Raw genomic sequence first — 15,157 nt, 5'->3', positions numbered from 1 at the left:
TCAGGTGCGAATCAAAATGTTCAAAGCCAGGAAAAACACCACTTGCATGGCGAATAGAAAACCGGCAATCCGGTTATTGATTTCAACTTTCAGGAGGCGGATCATCAGAAAAAGGAATCCGGAAACCAGAAACCAGTCGATGTAATTTTTACTTGGAATACCCGGGCATGCCCAATACCACATGTCGTTGGCAATGGCAACGGGTTCCATCAGCCAGTCGAAGCCTACCATTGTTGCTGCACCAATTAATGGGAAATACCAGGTGTTGCGAATGGGTTTGGCCAGTGACGCAATGCAATAAATCAGAACCAACCAGTTGAGACCGATGATAAATGGTGTATTCCACAGTTTTGGGCCCAGTGAATTTCCGTAAATGTAGAATCCAAAAATGGCTTGCGTATTTACTCCGATCAACTCAACAATAAAGCCAAACAAAGCAATACCTGAAAAAACAAGTCCACTTTTCAAGTTTTTGGGTTCGTGAAAAAACATAAGCAAAGCAGCAGCGACCACCATCCCGAAAGGTGTGAGTTGTTGAAAAATGGGCTGCAACGGGCGAATCATAAACCCGATTATCCCAACCAGATACCATAAACCGATTGCGATTTTTGCAATCTGATCTTTTGTAAACGTTTTCATTTTGGTCGTTTTTGCAATTGTTCTTTCACCAATCCATCAACAATGTTTGCCGACGACAAACATAACGGAATTCCTCCGCCCGGATGCACGCTGCCCCCCACAAAATACAAACCGTTGATGTCTCTTCGGAAATTTGCATGTCGGTTAAACGATGCATAACGGCTATTGGAGCTGCTTCCATACAATGAACCGTTGACTGAACCGGTTTGTTTAAAAATATCAGGAGGCGACAAAATTTGTTCGCTGACGATACTTTCCGACAATTTTTTGCCCAACATTCGCTCCAGCTTTTCCAGAATATTTTTTCGTGATTGTGCAATCAGTTCATCCCAGTTTTGTCCGGTGTCGGCTGGCGCATTAATCATTACGAACCAGTTTTCGCAACCTTCGGGCGCGTCGGATCGGTTGTATTTGCTGCTAATGTAAACGTATACAGTCGGATCGTTGTATATTTTTTTTTTCTCAAACAGGTGTTCAAATTCGTCCTGATAATCAGAACTGAAAAAGATATTGTGGATGTCTAATTCAGGAAAGACACCTTTCATTCCCCAGTAAAAAATAAGGGCTGACGATGATCGTTCTTCTTTTGTAATTCTTGCAAGTCGTTTTTTATCAGGCAACAGCGATGAGTAAAACCGATGAATATCAATGTCGCTAACCACAATATCTGCCGCGACAAATCCTGTGTCGATTATAACTCCGGAAACCTTGCCATTGGCTGCATCTACTTTCCGGACGGGTTGGCTGAAATGAAACTTGACACCAAGTCGCAAGGCTTGTTGATAAAGCGAATCGGTAATTTGAAACATGCCATCTTCAGGAATAAAAGCGCCCAGGTTGTGTTCCAGATGCGAAATTACGCTCAGAGTTGCCGGGGTTTCATAGGGATTGCTGCCGTTGTATGTGGCATATCGATCGAATAATTGAACCAGGCGACCGTCGCTCAATTCCTGCCGGTTGTATTCGTGTAAAGTATTCAAGGCCTGAAGATGCCGAAAATGAATCAGCGTTCTGAGCGATTTTAAGTTCATCAGGGTTTTAATACGATGGAAGGAGCCGAAAATGAAAAGGTCGGAAGTGAGTTCATAAACTTTAGCTGCCTTTTTGAGATAATTGACCACCTTTGATGATGGAATATCTAACTTTTGTCCGACCTCAGCAGAAAACTTTTCGACATTGCTGAAGGCCGAAAGCTGAGTTCCATCGGGATAGAAGTATTTGGTAATTACATCGAGTTTGCGGATCGGGAAACGGAGGTCATCATCGAGAAGTTCGTGTACCAATTCAGGTAAAGTAAGCAGCGATGGTCCTGCATCGAACCGAAACCCATCGAAATGAAGTTGCGACACCTTGCCGCCGGCTTTTTCAGCCGACTCGTACACCGCTACACTAATTCCCTGACGGGCAAGCCTAATGGCAGTAGCAAGCCCGCCAATTCCTGATCCGATGATGATAGCCGTTGTCATAATTCACTAAATTTATGAAACGAGCATGTTTGTTAAAATGTAATTTTGAGTCTGCTGCGAAAAGTCAAAAACCCCTAAATCCCCTGAAGGGGACTTTGAAGAGTTTATTTATTTTCAACGAGTTCCCCTTTAGGGGTCAGGGGTGGCAAAGTTGAAAATCAATAAACTCGGACTTTTCGGAGTGGACTCAATTTTAGCAGTATGACATTACATGCGAGTTCCATCCGGAAGATACGGTAAAAAGGGCAAAAAAGTAAATCCAAAAGTTACTTTTAGATAATAATTTTTCTGTCAAGATGAAAAACAAGATGTACTCCAAAAATAAATTCGTAAATTACTAAAACATTTCATGAGTTGTTTGTTTAAGTATTTTGTAAATAAATTAAACAGATGCAAAAAAAGGTAATAGTAATCGGAACAGGTCTAGGAGGACTAAGCACAGCACTTCGGCTTTCAACCAGAGGGTACGAGGTTGAGATGGTCGAGAAGTACCATCGGGCTGGCGGCCGGTTAAACCTACTTGAAAAAGGCGGGTTTAAGTTCGACATGGCTCCAACCTTTTTTAGCATGAGTTACGAGTTTGAGGAATTGGTGAAAGATTGCAACATGCCAATGCCTTTTGAATTTGTTGAGCTCGATCCACTTTATTCGGTTCACTTTGAAGGCGACCAGCGAAGCTACCTGATTTATAAAGACCTGAAAAAGCTGGCACTTGAATTCCAGAATGTTGAACCTGACTTTGAACGGAAGATTACCCGTTTTTTGAAGGCTGCCGGGCAAATTTTTCACGATACCGAGAACATTGTGATTCAGCGCAATTTTGATTCTTTGACTCAATATCTGTTGAAACTCACAACCGTTCCAATTAAACACGCTCCAAAAATGTTCTATTCGATGTGGCGTGAAATGGAACGAAATTTTGATTCGTTCGAGGTGAAAGTGATTTTCTCGCTCGTAGGATTTTTTCTTGGAGCCACTCCTTTCGATACTCCGGCTGTATATACTTTGCTGAATTACACCGAATTAGTTCATGACGGCTATTACAATGTGAAAGGTGGAATGTACAAAATCGTGGAAGGAATTCTTCAGGAGCTGCAAAAACGGGGAGTTCAGATCCATTACAATACTGAGATTGTAAGTTTTTCGAAGAAAGATGGCGAGATTAGTTCATTCACTGACACTTCAGGAAAAGAATGGAAGGCCGATCTGTTTGTGGTGAATGCCGATGCGGCCTGGTTTCGCGGCGCTATTTTAAAACGACCTGAGTTCTCAGTACAAAAACTGGATGCCAAAAAATGGACATTGGCTCCGCTGACCATTTATCTGGGTTTGGACGCCAAAGTTCCGAACATGTATCACCACAATTACTTTTTGAGACGGAATTTTGAAGAATACGCCGGAAAAATTTTCAAGAACAAAATAAAGCTCGACAAACCCTATTATTACGTCAATATTCAGTCGATGCACAACCCAGACTATGCACCTGAAGGCAAGGAGTGTATCTTTATCCTTTGCCCAGTGCCCGATTTGCGATATAAACAGGATTGGAGAGACGATGATGAAATTGCAGATGGTATTATTCAGGATTTGAGCGACCGGACTGGGTTCGATTTTCATGCACACACCGAAGTGAAGGTTGTTTTAAATCCTGAACACTGGGAAGAAATGTTTGGCTTGTACCGCGGCAGTGGACTCGGTTTGGCTCATGATCTCAACCAGGTTGGCGGTTTCAGGCCAAAAAACAAAGATGAAAAATTCAATAATCTCTATTACGTGGGCGCATCGACTATTCCGGGAACCGGATTGCCGATGACCGTCATAAGTTCGCGATTGGTAACCGAAAGAATACAGAACGATCATGGAATTGTACCGAAAAAATAACCTCGATTGCAGTAGAATCACGACTCGTAATTATAGCACTTCATTTTCGTTGGGTGTTCGTGTCCTGAATTGGAAATACCGTGAAGGAATTTACAGTATTTATGGGTTTGTGCGCTTTGCCGACGAAATTGTTGATACCTTTTTCGATCAGGATCAGCGAACGATCTTTGAGGAATTCAGGCAAGAAACTTTCAAGGCGATTGATCGTGGTTTCAGCATAAATCCGATCATTGACAGCTTCCAGATGGCTGTCAGGAAATATAAAATTGATCGCGAATTGATTGAAGCTTTTTTGTTGAGTATGGAAATGGATTTGAGTCAGGAGGTTTATTCATCAGAACTTTTGAAAAAATACATATACGGATCAGCCGAAGTGGTGGGCCTGATGTGCCTTCGGGTTTTCTATTTCGACGAACCCGAAAAGTACGATCAGCTGGTAATTCCTGCACGCAAGCTGGGCGAGGCTTTCCAGAAAGTGAATTTTTTACGCGATGCACGCGACGATTTTAGCGAAAAGGGACGGATATATTTTAAAGACATTGACTTTGCGAATTTTACTGAAGCGACGAAGAAACAACTCGAAGCCGAGATTGACCGGGATTTTCAGGAGTCGATGGAAGGCATCCGTCAGTTAAAAAAGCAGGTCCGCCTGGGTGTTTATCTGGCTTTCAGCTATTACATTCATTTGTTGAAGGAGATCAAAAAAGCCCGTCCGGAAGAGATTCTGAAAAAGCGTTACCGCATTTCCAGCACAAAAAAAAGTTATCTATTGGTTAATGCTTACCTCAAGAATGCCTTGAATTTGCTTTAACAAATATCGAATTTCGTTTTAAGGATTCTGGCAAGAAAATGAAACCTTAACAAACTGCTTATTAAACATTATAATTCGGTTCGCTCTTCAATTTTTCGTATTTTCGCCATTCAATTTATTCTGAAGGGTCAACATGTTCAAATTTCTTCTTTATCCTATTTCTGCTATTTATGGGTTGATTATTTCCTTGCGGAATTTTCTGTACGATTATAAAGTATTCAAATCAACCGAGTTCGAGATTCCGGTTATATCAATCGGAAACATTACCGTTGGTGGAACCGGGAAGACTCCTCATACCGAATATTTGGTTGACTTATTGAGTAAACAATTTACGGTAACAACGATTAGCAGGGGATACAAGCGCAGAACAAAAGGTTATCAGGAAGTTGCTTTTGATTCACTTGCAACGGCTGTAGGCGACGAACCACTCCAGATCAAACGAAAATTTAGCAACATTCAGGTTGTGGTCGACGAAAAGCGTGTTCATGCAATCAAAAAAATACAGATGCAAGAGCCCGCTCACTTGCCGGATATTATTTTGCTCGACGATGCTTTTCAACACCGGAGTGTGAGCGCGGGGATCAACATCTTGCTGATCGATTTTAACCGCCCGATTGATAAGGACCAATTGATGCCGGTTGGACGATTACGCGAGTCGAAATGGCAGATGCGTCGCGCCAACCTGATTATTTACACCAAATGTCCGCAGGAAATTTCGCCAATCACCCGGCGGATTATCATGAAAGACGTGAACCTGCGCCCTTACCAGAACTTGTTTTTTACTACAATGGTTTATCAGCCGCTCGCTCCGGTTTTTCCTGAAGAGGCTATCGGAACGCCAAAACTGGCATCTGATAAAGTAAGTGTTTTATTGATTACCGGAATTGCTAATCCGGAACATTTGCGCAAATACCTGAGTACATTCACCGAAAGCATTACCGATTTAAAATATCCTGATCATCACAATTTTAATGCTTCAAACATTCAGCAAATCGAACAAAAATTTGTTGGGATTGATGCTGAAAATAAAATCATTATTACTACCGAGAAGGATTCGATGCGATTGAAAGACATGAATTTGTCGCCTTTAGTGAAATCACATTTATTCTATATTCCGTTGAAAATTAAGTTCCTCGACAGCGAAGGAAAAAACTTCGACGAAAAAATTGTAACCTATGTTAGAGAAAATAAAAGCAACCGCGACCTTCATAAGCGAAAGAATAAAAAAGCCAATTGATGCCGGAATCATCCTGGGTTCGGGTTTGGGCGGACTGGTAAATGAAATAACAGTTGAGCTGACTATTCCTTACAGTCAAATTCCAGATTTCCCGGTTTCAACTGTTGACGGGCATTCCGGACAGTTGATTTTTGGTCAGCTTGGCGGTAAAAATGTACTTGCCATGCAAGGACGTTTTCATTATTACGAAGGCTATTCGATGAAGGAAGTTACTTTCCCGGTCCGTGTAATGAAAATGCTGGGCATTAATACCTTGTTCGTATCGAATGCTTCCGGAGGATTGAATCCCGATTATAAAGTGGGTGACGTGATTATTATTTCCGATCACATTAATTTCTTCCCTGAACATCCGCTGCGTGGCAAGAATATCAATGAACTCGGAACCCGGTTTCCGGATATGAGTAAATCGTACGATCCACATTTGCGCAATAGGGCGAAAGCAATAGCTCTAAAAAATGGTATCGCAGTGCGCGAGGGTGTTTATGTGGGTGTCTCCGGACCAACTTTCGAAACTCCTGCCGAATATCTGATGTTCCGTCATTTAGGCGCCGATATTGTTGGCATGTCAACCGTTCCGGAAGTGATTGTGGCCCGACATATGGAAATGACAGTTTTCGGGATTTCGATTGTAACCGACAGTGGCGTTCCCGGACAAATCGTTGAAATTTCGCACGAAGAAGTTCAGGAAGTGGCCATGAAAGCCGAACCAAACATGACATTGATTTTGAGAGAACTGGTTGCCGGATTATGACCTGTAGCCCCTCAAGCCTTCCTTAATGGATTTGAATTATGGACAAAATTCCCGGATATAAGCTAATTCCTGTCAAAACATGGTTTTTGACTTTTGACGGAAACCTTCCGGATGTGCCTTCTGCTGACGAATTGATCAGCATCAATCTTTGGAAAAATCCTCCGGCAGACGAGTATCTTAAAATTTACAAGGCTGTTGGCGAAAACTGGGGCTGGACGGGTCGTTTGCTGAAATCGTATGAAAAACTATCTCAAATTTTGAATGCTGAAAACAACGAAGTCTGGCTTTTTCAAGTTGAAAATGAAACTGCAGGCTTCTTCGAACTGGTTCGCGCTGAAGCTGAGACCGAACTTGTTTATCTTGGACTGAAACCCGAGTGGATAGGGAAAGGGCTGGGACAAAAATTAATTCAGGCATCGGTTTATGTAGCCGGACAAAATGGAGCAAAGGTGTGGTTGCATACTTGTGAACGAGACCACGAATCTGCATTAATGGCATACCAAAAAGCTGGTTTTAAGATTGAGAAGGAACTTATTTCATTAGAATATTATCCTGAATAACCATGAATTTACCCAAATTTGAAGACATTAAAGCGGCGCACGACCGCATTCGTCCATACATTCATCATACACCGGTTTTAAGTTCGAAAAGCATCAACGAAATTGTTGGCGCTGAGCTGTTTTTTAAATGCGAAAATCTTCAAAAAGTTGGCGCTTTCAAGTTTCGGGGAGCCTGCAACTCAGTTTTTTCGCTTTCCGATGAGGAAGCTAAAAACGGGGTTTGCACCCATTCATCCGGAAACCATGCAGCGGCTTTGGCTTTAGCTGCCCGAATGCGTGGTATTCCGGCATACATTGTAATGCCTGAAAATGCTCCGGAAATCAAAAAAATAGCAGTGGCTGGATATGGCGCACAAATCACTTTTTGTACCCCAACTCTGGAAGCTAGAGAATCGACGCTAAAAAAGGTAGCAATTGAAACCGGTGCCACCGAAATACATCCGTACAATTATTTCAACGTGATTTGCGGACAGGGAACGGCTGCCAAAGAACTGATCGAAGAAATTGGGTTGCTGGATGTGGTGATGGCTCCTGTTGGTGGTGGCGGATTATTAAGCGGAACAGCGCTTTCAACTAAAGCATTGCTTCCGGGAGCGAAAGTTATTGCTGCTGAACCTGCCGGTGCTGACGATGCTTTCCGGTCGTTTTACTCGAAAACACTCCAACCTTCGGTGTCACCTAAAACCATTGCCGACGGGTTGTTAACTTCGCTCGGAAGCCTCACGTTCCCGATTATACTGAATGAAGTGGATCAAATTGCAACCGTTTCAGAAGAAGGCATTGTAGCGGCCATGCGCATAATTTGGGAACGGATGAAAATCATCATCGAACCCTCGTCGGCTGTTCCATTGGCTGCCATCCTCGAAAATAAAGTGAAAGCAAAAGGTAAAAAGGTTGGAATTATCCTGAGCGGAGGAAATGTTGATTTAGGGCGATTACCGTTTTAGGAAGTCTATTCTGCTGATACGAGTCTATTTCTCTTTATTTTTCCAATTTTCCAATCATTACCAGATATATGGAATAATCTTGTATCGGGTTTTCCCGGAATATTCGATATAACCTTTCAATTCATTTCTCAAAGTTTCATCCTCAAGACTAGTCCGTATGATCAGTAGAATAATCATCGCACATACCGGTATGGTACTCCACAACGATCCAAAGATGAATGGAAATCCTACTGACTGGATAATCGAACCCAGATAAGCAGGATGCCTGACTATTTTGTATAATCCGGTGTCGCAAACCGTATGATCTCTATCTGTTTGAATCCGGACTGTACTTGAAAAAAATCGATTCTGTTTTTGAGCAATGAGAAATAAAAGTTGCCCTAAAGCTGTTAGAATTGCCCCAATCAGATAGATGCTCCAGTGAAAATCGGGCGACCAATGATAACGGCCCGAATCAAGTCCGGCAATAACATACATTGAAATGGTGGCAATGAAAGAGATTCCCAGTAGCACCTTATCCCATTTCTTGGTGTCTTCGGCAGGCTTTGAGCGCTCTTTCGACAATTCAGGATCTATCCGCAGAACAGTATAGTTTAAAACTACCATCAGAAACCCAATTGACACATAAATCAGCCCTTGCCAATAAGCGATTTTACCAGCACTGATAAACAGGATTGAGAAAATTATAAATGTGCCGAAGACGTGTTTGATTAAATAACTTGCCTTCATAAATTTTATATTTTGTCAATGTCTTATTTCCTGATTGCGCTTGAGGTAGCCAAGCTTTGTCTATTCATTTGTACCTCCATTTTCTTCCGGCAAATCCATTTTCAGGTGATTCGATCTCAAATCCAGATTTAGCGGACTGACAAAATTTAGACTTTTAGTGAGCCACGGAACCCTCTGGCGGCATAGTATGAATCTGCTCCGTTGTGATACAAAAATACCTGATTGTAACGACGATCACAAAAAAGTGCGCCACCAAGTTTTCGAATCTCAGCAGGTGTTTTCACCCAGCTGGATGTTTTTGTATCGAAATTTTCAAGTTTTTGCAATTCCCGATATTGTTCTTCTGTTAAAAGCTCTATGCCCATGAAAGCAGCCAGTTCAATCGCGCTATTTTCCGGTTTATGTTCTTTCCTCGAATCCAGCGCTTCGCGATCGTAACAAAGGCTTCTGCGGCCTTTCGGACTTTCTGCCGAGCAATCCAGAAAAATGTATTCGTTGGTCTTTTCATCATAACCAACAACATCCGGTTCGCCGCCAGTTTTTTCCATTTCATTCAACGACCAAAGTTTTTCACCGTCTGCTTCCAATCTCGAATATACATTAGCCCATTCAATATCTTGATGCAGATTCATGTTTTTCTCAAAACGGGCTTTTAATGTTCTGATTAGTTCTTCTTGTTGTCCGGGCGATAATTCTTTCGTAATTTCCATTGTTCTGATTGTTATACTGATTTATTGCAATTTCTTGTAAACAACTATGTGCCCGGTTTGGTTGTTCCTGCTTTCGTTTGGTAATTTAGCCAAAGTTCTTCGTGGGTTTGGTGTGCGTCAATGTGCTCATTGTTTCATGTATTTATTATTGAAAGTATAAACCAGACTGACATTCCAAAGAAAGTCCTCACCAACAGGAATTCCTGTATGTATGGTCTTGTTTACAAGTGTTGAGACTGATAGTGGAAAATTTCGCTTTGCCAGACTCAAGCCAGCGTTTACATAAAATCCATGATTTTTGTCCATTCTCAGGAAATACACCGATGGGTTAAAACCCATATAAAATTGTTCGGTCAGTTTTATATTCGAAAATGCGGTTTTTAAAGCGAGATAATGTGTGTTTTTGATGGCATCTTTTTCAACACCATATACATACATGTAGTATGGCATAATACTAATGTTTTTTGTTGCGAAATAACTTGCAGTCAAATCTCCCGTCAATGTGCGGCTAGTCCTTATAATGTTGTCAGTAACATTATTGTTGGTTACCGGTATGGTTTTAAAAACAACCGTTGGATTCGCTCTGACTTTAAAAAGAAACTTATCTGTTCTTAGCATATCATAACGCCACCAAAAAATGAACATCCAGGGTTTTCCATCCAGGCCAAATCGAAATTCGGGTTCAAACCGGAAACTGTTGCCAACCGACATAAAGACAATCGCTGCCGGTTTACCCAAAGTTAAATTGGGAATGGATGAAATTCCCTTATTTGTGACCGTGACAAAACCTCCAAAATTGATTGGACTCTTTGTACTGTCTGTCTTTTGTGAAAAAGTGGTAACAGGAATAGCTAAAAGCAGATAAAACAAAAATGAAAGCCGGCATTGAATCACTTTAATCATAAGGTTGTGCAGCAAAGGTTTAGTGCTAAAAAGTAACGCAGTCGTTTTCGTACTTACAAAATGAAATAGGTATGTAACGACTTCTAATACAACACAAAAATAAAGTAAAAGTCATACAACCGTTTTCCTGTGGAGCTTAAGTTAATTACCTGTTAATCATTTTTGCGCTTCCTCCTGAATAACGGTCACCTTGAACATCAATTTTTGATGAAGCGGCGTTTATTTCCTGAAGTTCGTCAGCTGTGAATTCGATGGCTGCAGCTCCCAGATTCTCGTGTAAACGATGCAACTTCGTAGTTCCTGGAATGGGCACGAACCAAGGCTTTTGAGCCAATACCCATGCCAATGCAATTTGAGCCGGTGTAGCATTTTTCCGTTTTGCAAATGCAGCAACCAAATCGACAAATGCCATATTGGCTTTCAGGTTTTCGGGCGATAAACGAGGAACTGTACTCCGGAAGTCTTTACTGTCGAAAGTGGTGTTCTGGTCCATTTTCCCAGTTAGGAAACCCTTGCCCAGGGGACTAAAAGGTACAAAGCCAATTTCCAGTTCTTCTAGCGTTGGAATAATTTCTTCTTCGGGTTCGCGCCACCACAAAGAGTATTCGCTTTGTAAGGCAGTTACCGGTTGGACGGCATGTGCGCGGCGGATCACTTTTACTCCGGCTTCTGAAAGTCCGAAATATTTTACTTTTCCTTCCTGAATCAGGTCTTTCACGGCACCGGCCACGTCTTCAATTGGTACATTAGGGTCAACACGGTGCTGATAGAAAAGGTCGATGGCATCGACCTTGAGTCGTTTCAGCGACTCCTCAGCCACCTTTTTAATATGCTCGGGACGGCTATTAAGTCCGGTATTTACTCCGTCCTGAAAATTAAATCCGAATTTAGTTGCAATCGCTACTTGTCCTTTGAAAGGTTCGAGAGCTTTTCCCACCAGTTCTTCATTGATGTATGGCCCATAAACTTCGGCCGTATCAAAAAAAGTCACTTCTCTTTCAACGGCTGACCGAATCAGGGCGATCATTTCCTTTTCATCGGAAATGGTGCCGTAACCAAAGCTCATTCCCATGCAGCCAAGTCCGATGGCTGAAACTTCCAACCCACTGTTTCCTAATTTGCGTTTTTGAATTTTTGTTTCCATGATTTTATACTTTTAATGATGATACAAATATTTCTATTGTTTTCATATTTAACCGAATTTTAAATTTTTATTTTGATTGTTTTCTGCTGGTTGTTGTTTTCAGCTTTCAGAATATAAATTCCTTTTGGGAAGTTGCTTACATTCATCGTATTGGAGTTGGTAATAGTCAGGATTTTTCCGCTCATATCTATCAGCGATATTTTTTCGGATGTTCCTGAAAAATGCAAAATTCCATCACCGGAAATTTTAAAATCAATGTTGTTTTGTTCCAGCGTTCCAGCGCCGGTTGGCATTCCCAAAACCTCAAATGTTATCGTTGGATTATTGGGGCCAAGTGCATCTTTAAGTCCGGCCGCATTTTCCATGTAGCCAATTTTCGAGTAACTGTATGATGTATTGAATGTTTCATAAAACAAAACCAGTCCGTTTGCTCCCCAAAGCATGAGGTCACCCGCATTTATCTTTGGCGGAACTTCAGGAGACGTTGGTAAATTGCCTTGTAAAGGGCGATATTTCTCATTCACGTTCACATCATTCATGGTGATTGTCAATGGTAAAAGGGCTATAAAAGCACGTGCGGTAGAATTATCGTAAGTTATTACTGAAAACGAATTTGAACCTACCGTAACTTTAATCTTTGGCGTTTCCTGTGCATTCATGCTAAACGTTGAAATGAAATAAACGATGATTGTTAAAATAATAGGTTTCATCCGTGAATAATTTGTTTTTTAATTGCCGGATGGAACTCGCATGTGAATATTCGCTTCGCGGATTTCCACTTCGTTCCAATTCATCCGTGTTTGTGTTTGTAACGAACATGCTCGTTTCATATCATACTTATTCAATGGTTATCCCGCCAATATCAAGAAAAGTACAGCCGGGATTGATAAACATATTTTTATCGATTCAAGTAAATTCTCTATCAACTATTTCAATTTGTTGTATTCCTCATCGGTAACAGGACTTAACCACTCGTGAGTTGCACCTTCTGCCGGTACCATAAGGGCAATATGGGCAAACCAGCTATCTTTTGCAGCTCCATGCCAATGTTTTACTCCAGCGGGAATGTTTACCACATCGCCCGGACGTAGTGCTCGTGCGGGTTTTCCTTCTTCCTGATACCAACCATTACCTGCAGTGCAATAAAGTATTTGACCACCTTTATGATGAATGTGCCAGTTGTTGCGACAACCGGGCTCGAAAGTCACATTATAGGATGTTACATTGTCCGTTGTTAGTACTGCCAAATAACTCTGACCTATGAAATATTGTGCGTTAGCATCATTTTTCTCTCCCAATGGGAATATTTGTTTTAAATCGCTCTTTTTCGTCTGTGCGAAAACCTGCCCCAAAATGATAAGGGACAATATTGCCAAAGTTGTTATCTTTCTCATAATTATCTGATATTTAATATTTTTTCGTCTTGTTCGGTTCAGGTCAATTATTTTTTATTGAAGTTAAATTCACAAGGTATTGTTATGGCTATTTATCAGTCATTTTCAACAATACATTTTTTGCTATTTCGGCCTGCTGCTTTCCAATATGTGTTTCAATAATCGAAAAGACTTGGTTCAACTGGCTTTCTGTAAGTCCGATATTCATTCCTACTCCCAGGTGAAACTGAAGTTGTGGCGCTACACCTTCCATCGCTGAAAGCACTGAAATGGTTGCTAATTCACGTTGTTGGTAGGTAAGTATATCACGGCTGAATATATCGGCAAAGAGATGTTCTTTTAAAAAAGTATCAATGACTGGCGCAAAGGCATTTGCTCCGGTTTTGGGACCCTTTTCTTCCCGTCCTGTAAGAGTTTGCAGAGTTTTCTTGCCGGTCTCGTATTTGTTTGCATTGTCGGAAATGGTGGAAGCCTCTTTGCCCACAACATCTGTTACACCTTTGGCTTTTCTTTCTTCCACTACACTCATAAACGTATTTATACCGTTAAGGCTTCGTGGAAAACCGCAATAGGCATAGAGTTGTACCAGCACTTCTTTTATTTCATTGATGGTAAGCCCTGCATCAAGCCCGTTATTTAATTGTGTTTTTAAGTGCTCGATGTCGCCAACCGCCGTCAAAGCGGCAATGCTTACAATGCTTCTCTGTTGTGGATTCAAAGACTGATTTGCGTTTATGTTATTTTGTGCATTCATTGTATTTATGTTTATTGTTAGAATAAATAAAAGGGTCCACTTTAGAAAGTTGCTTTTGATACTCATAGCTTTTGTTTATTTTATAAGTAATAGGAACAATATAATGTCAAATTCTAATTGCAACTCACCCCGAAGTCCGCAGGCGGCCTTCCCCCCTCTCTTCTGGAAGAGAGGGGGAGAGCATCGAAGATGCGAGGGGGTGAGTTCGAATAAAACGAATAAATCAAAATACGACATTATTTCATTTTCAGTACTTAGATTCAGAGGGTTTTAATCACTTTCGCCGGAACTCCGCCAACCACTGTATTCGCCGGAACATCTTTGGTAACCACAGCTCCGGCTGCAACTACCGAATTTTCGCCCACCGTAACTCCGAGTAAAACGGTGGCGCCAGCTCCAATCCAGGCGTTTCGCTTAATCACAATCGGTTTCACCAGCAACTTTTTCCGATCCTGGGGATTGATCGGGTGACTTTCAGTAGTCAGGCAAACTTTGGGGCCAATCATTACATCTTCTTCAATCGTAATTCCGCCCATATCCAGAAATGTACAATCGTGATTGATAAACACATTTTTGCCTAAACGGGTGAATATTCCCAGGTTGGTTTGGAATGGAAGAAATACCGTGGTACTTGAATCAATGGTTGTGCCTGTAATTTCACTTAATATTTTCCGAACCGTGGAACTATCGGCAGAAGCATTCAATTCTGCCAATAGCTTCATGGTGCGCGCCACGATCCCGAAGATTTCAGAATACTGCGGATCATCGAATGAAACGGATTCACCAGCTTGTAATCGTTCGAAGATGGCCATCTTTTTCTTGTTACAATTCGTTATACTCCTCATCGGCAACAGGTTCTCTCCACTCTGTTGTCGCGCCTTCTGCCGGTACCATAAGGGCAATATGGGCAAACCAGCTATCTTTTGCAGCCCCGTGCCAGTGATTGACACCTGCCGGAATGTTTACTACATCCCCCGGATTCAATAGTCTTGCGGGTTTTCCTTCTTCCTGGTACCAACCGGTTCCAGCAGTGCAATAAAGTATTTGACCGCCTTTATGATGGATATGCCAGTTATTGCGACAACCGGGCTCGAAAGTCACATTATAGGATTGTATACCTTCCTGAGTCAACACAGCTAAATAACTTTGACCTGAAAAGTATGGTGCATAGGCATCATTTTTCTCTCCCAATGGGAATATTTGTTTGAATTCGTTCATTTCCAATATTATT

General features: G+C 41.6%; 17 protein-coding genes. 6 read left to right on the top strand and 11 right to left on the bottom strand.

Annotation, left to right across the window (positions count from 1 at the left end):
- Together AQPE_RS07605 and crtD are read right to left on the bottom strand one after the other, a co-directional pair.
- Complete coding sequence (locus AQPE_RS07605) at positions 1-639, bottom strand: carotenoid biosynthesis protein (RefSeq protein WP_318350461.1); 639 nt, start codon at positions 637-639, stop codon at positions 1-3.
- Positions 636-2,105, bottom strand: coding sequence for a 1-hydroxycarotenoid 3,4-desaturase CrtD (gene crtD, locus AQPE_RS07600; RefSeq protein ID WP_318350460.1), 1,470 nt, complete (start codon positions 2,103-2,105; stop codon positions 636-638). The genes AQPE_RS07605 and crtD overlap by 4 nt, the downstream gene beginning before the upstream one ends.
- Before the next feature lie 390 nt (positions 2,106-2,495).
- On the opposite strand from crtD, the gene AQPE_RS07595 reads away from it, so the two are divergent.
- The 6 genes from AQPE_RS07595 (at position 2,496) to AQPE_RS07570 (ending at position 8,292) form a co-directional block, all read left to right on the top strand.
- Positions 2,496-3,986 (top strand): phytoene desaturase family protein, encoded by a 1,491-nt coding sequence (locus AQPE_RS07595; RefSeq protein WP_318350459.1) that lies wholly within the window; start codon positions 2,496-2,498, stop codon positions 3,984-3,986.
- Positions 3,964-4,797 carry a phytoene/squalene synthase family protein gene (locus AQPE_RS07590; RefSeq protein ID WP_318350458.1) on the top strand — a complete coding sequence of 278 codons (834 nt, stop codon included), beginning with the start codon at positions 3,964-3,966 and terminating at the stop codon, positions 4,795-4,797. The genes AQPE_RS07595 and AQPE_RS07590 overlap by 23 nt, the downstream gene beginning before the upstream one ends.
- A gap of 133 nt (positions 4,798-4,930) precedes the next feature.
- Positions 4,931-6,034, top strand: a complete 1,104-nt coding sequence (gene lpxK, locus AQPE_RS07585) for a tetraacyldisaccharide 4'-kinase (RefSeq protein ID WP_318350457.1) — start codon at positions 4,931-4,933, stop codon at positions 6,032-6,034.
- Positions 5,973-6,785 carry a purine-nucleoside phosphorylase gene (locus AQPE_RS07580; protein ID WP_318350456.1) on the top strand — a complete coding sequence of 271 codons (813 nt, stop codon included), beginning with the start codon at positions 5,973-5,975 and terminating at the stop codon, positions 6,783-6,785. The genes lpxK and AQPE_RS07580 overlap by 62 nt, the downstream gene beginning before the upstream one ends.
- Before the next feature lie 38 nt (positions 6,786-6,823).
- On the top strand, positions 6,824-7,345 hold the full coding sequence (locus tag AQPE_RS07575; protein WP_318350455.1) for a GNAT family N-acetyltransferase: 522 nt from the start codon (positions 6,824-6,826) through the stop codon (positions 7,343-7,345).
- Between the two features lie 2 nt (positions 7,346-7,347).
- A complete protein-coding gene (locus tag AQPE_RS07570; protein WP_318350454.1) occupies positions 7,348-8,292 on the top strand; it encodes a pyridoxal-phosphate dependent enzyme in 945 nt (314 codons plus the stop codon).
- Positions 8,293-8,349: 57 nt separating this feature from the next.
- Here AQPE_RS07570 and AQPE_RS07565 read toward each other — a convergent pair whose 3' ends face one another.
- The 9 genes from AQPE_RS07565 to AQPE_RS07525 form a co-directional block, all read right to left on the bottom strand.
- Complete coding sequence (locus AQPE_RS07565) at positions 8,350-9,021, bottom strand: methyltransferase family protein (protein ID WP_318350453.1); 672 nt, start codon at positions 9,019-9,021, stop codon at positions 8,350-8,352.
- A gap of 146 nt (positions 9,022-9,167) precedes the next feature.
- Positions 9,168-9,731: a DUF4256 domain-containing protein gene (locus AQPE_RS07560; RefSeq protein ID WP_318350452.1), complete on the bottom strand. Its 564-nt coding sequence runs from the start codon at positions 9,729-9,731 to the stop codon at positions 9,168-9,170.
- 126 nt (positions 9,732-9,857) lie between these two features.
- The gene (locus tag AQPE_RS07555) at positions 9,858-10,634 is read right to left on the bottom strand and encodes a hypothetical protein (protein WP_318350451.1); all 777 of its coding nucleotides are present in this window, start codon (positions 10,632-10,634) and stop codon (positions 9,858-9,860) included.
- Between the two features lie 145 nt (positions 10,635-10,779).
- Entirely contained in the window at positions 10,780-11,778 is a 999-nt protein-coding gene (locus AQPE_RS07550) for an aldo/keto reductase (protein ID WP_318350450.1), read from the bottom strand.
- A 59-nt stretch (positions 11,779-11,837) separates the two neighbouring features.
- Positions 11,838-12,488 carry a cyclophilin-like fold protein gene (locus tag AQPE_RS07545; protein ID WP_318350449.1) on the bottom strand — a complete coding sequence of 217 codons (651 nt, stop codon included), beginning with the start codon at positions 12,486-12,488 and terminating at the stop codon, positions 11,838-11,840.
- 216 nt (positions 12,489-12,704) lie between these two features.
- Positions 12,705-13,172 (bottom strand): cupin domain-containing protein, encoded by a 468-nt coding sequence (locus tag AQPE_RS07540; protein WP_318350448.1) that lies wholly within the window; start codon positions 13,170-13,172, stop codon positions 12,705-12,707.
- Positions 13,173-13,260: 88 nt separating this feature from the next.
- A complete protein-coding gene (locus tag AQPE_RS07535) occupies positions 13,261-13,926 on the bottom strand; it encodes a carboxymuconolactone decarboxylase family protein (RefSeq protein WP_318350447.1) in 666 nt (221 codons plus the stop codon).
- Between the two features lie 260 nt (positions 13,927-14,186).
- Entirely contained in the window at positions 14,187-14,771 is a 585-nt protein-coding gene (locus AQPE_RS07530; protein WP_318350446.1) for a sugar O-acetyltransferase, read from the bottom strand.
- Positions 14,749-15,144, bottom strand: a complete 396-nt coding sequence (locus AQPE_RS07525; RefSeq protein ID WP_318350445.1) for a cupin domain-containing protein — start codon at positions 15,142-15,144, stop codon at positions 14,749-14,751. The genes AQPE_RS07530 and AQPE_RS07525 overlap by 23 nt, the downstream gene beginning before the upstream one ends.
- Positions 15,145-15,157 lie beyond the last annotated feature (13 nt).

It is taken from the genome of Aquipluma nitroreducens (assembly GCF_009689585.1).
Taxonomy (GTDB): domain Bacteria; phylum Bacteroidota; class Bacteroidia; order Bacteroidales; family Prolixibacteraceae; genus Aquipluma; species Aquipluma nitroreducens.
This window is presented reverse-complemented; position numbering and strand designations above follow the sequence as displayed.

Coding starts and splice junctions, on each gene's coding strand:
- crtD (WP_318350460.1), bottom strand. CDS start 2,105: ATGACAACGGCTATCATCATCGGATCAGGAATTGGCGGGCTTGCTACT.
- AQPE_RS07545 (WP_318350449.1), bottom strand. CDS start 12,488: ATGAAACCTATTATTTTAACAATCATCGTTTATTTCATTTCAACGTTT.
- AQPE_RS07590 (WP_318350458.1), top strand. CDS start 3,964: ATGGAATTGTACCGAAAAAATAACCTCGATTGCAGTAGAATCACGACT.
- AQPE_RS07595 (WP_318350459.1), top strand. CDS start 2,496: ATGCAAAAAAAGGTAATAGTAATCGGAACAGGTCTAGGAGGACTAAGC.
- AQPE_RS07550 (WP_318350450.1), bottom strand. CDS start 11,778: ATGGAAACAAAAATTCAAAAACGCAAATTAGGAAACAGTGGGTTGGAA.
- AQPE_RS07605 (WP_318350461.1), bottom strand. CDS start 639: ATGAAAACGTTTACAAAAGATCAGATTGCAAAAATCGCAATCGGTTTA.
- lpxK (WP_318350457.1), top strand. CDS start 4,931: ATGTTCAAATTTCTTCTTTATCCTATTTCTGCTATTTATGGGTTGATT.
- AQPE_RS07565 (WP_318350453.1), bottom strand. CDS start 9,021: ATGAAGGCAAGTTATTTAATCAAACACGTCTTCGGCACATTTATAATT.
- AQPE_RS07575 (WP_318350455.1), top strand. CDS start 6,824: ATGGACAAAATTCCCGGATATAAGCTAATTCCTGTCAAAACATGGTTT.
- AQPE_RS07580 (WP_318350456.1), top strand. CDS start 5,973: ATGTTAGAGAAAATAAAAGCAACCGCGACCTTCATAAGCGAAAGAATA.
- AQPE_RS07570 (WP_318350454.1), top strand. CDS start 7,348: ATGAATTTACCCAAATTTGAAGACATTAAAGCGGCGCACGACCGCATT.
- AQPE_RS07535 (WP_318350447.1), bottom strand. CDS start 13,926: ATGAATGCACAAAATAACATAAACGCAAATCAGTCTTTGAATCCACAA.
- AQPE_RS07540 (WP_318350448.1), bottom strand. CDS start 13,172: ATGAGAAAGATAACAACTTTGGCAATATTGTCCCTTATCATTTTGGGG.
- AQPE_RS07530 (WP_318350446.1), bottom strand. CDS start 14,771: ATGAGGAGTATAACGAATTGTAACAAGAAAAAGATGGCCATCTTCGAA.
- AQPE_RS07560 (WP_318350452.1), bottom strand. CDS start 9,731: ATGGAAATTACGAAAGAATTATCGCCCGGACAACAAGAAGAACTAATC.
- AQPE_RS07555 (WP_318350451.1), bottom strand. CDS start 10,634: ATGATTAAAGTGATTCAATGCCGGCTTTCATTTTTGTTTTATCTGCTT.
- AQPE_RS07525 (WP_318350445.1), bottom strand. CDS start 15,144: ATGAACGAATTCAAACAAATATTCCCATTGGGAGAGAAAAATGATGCC.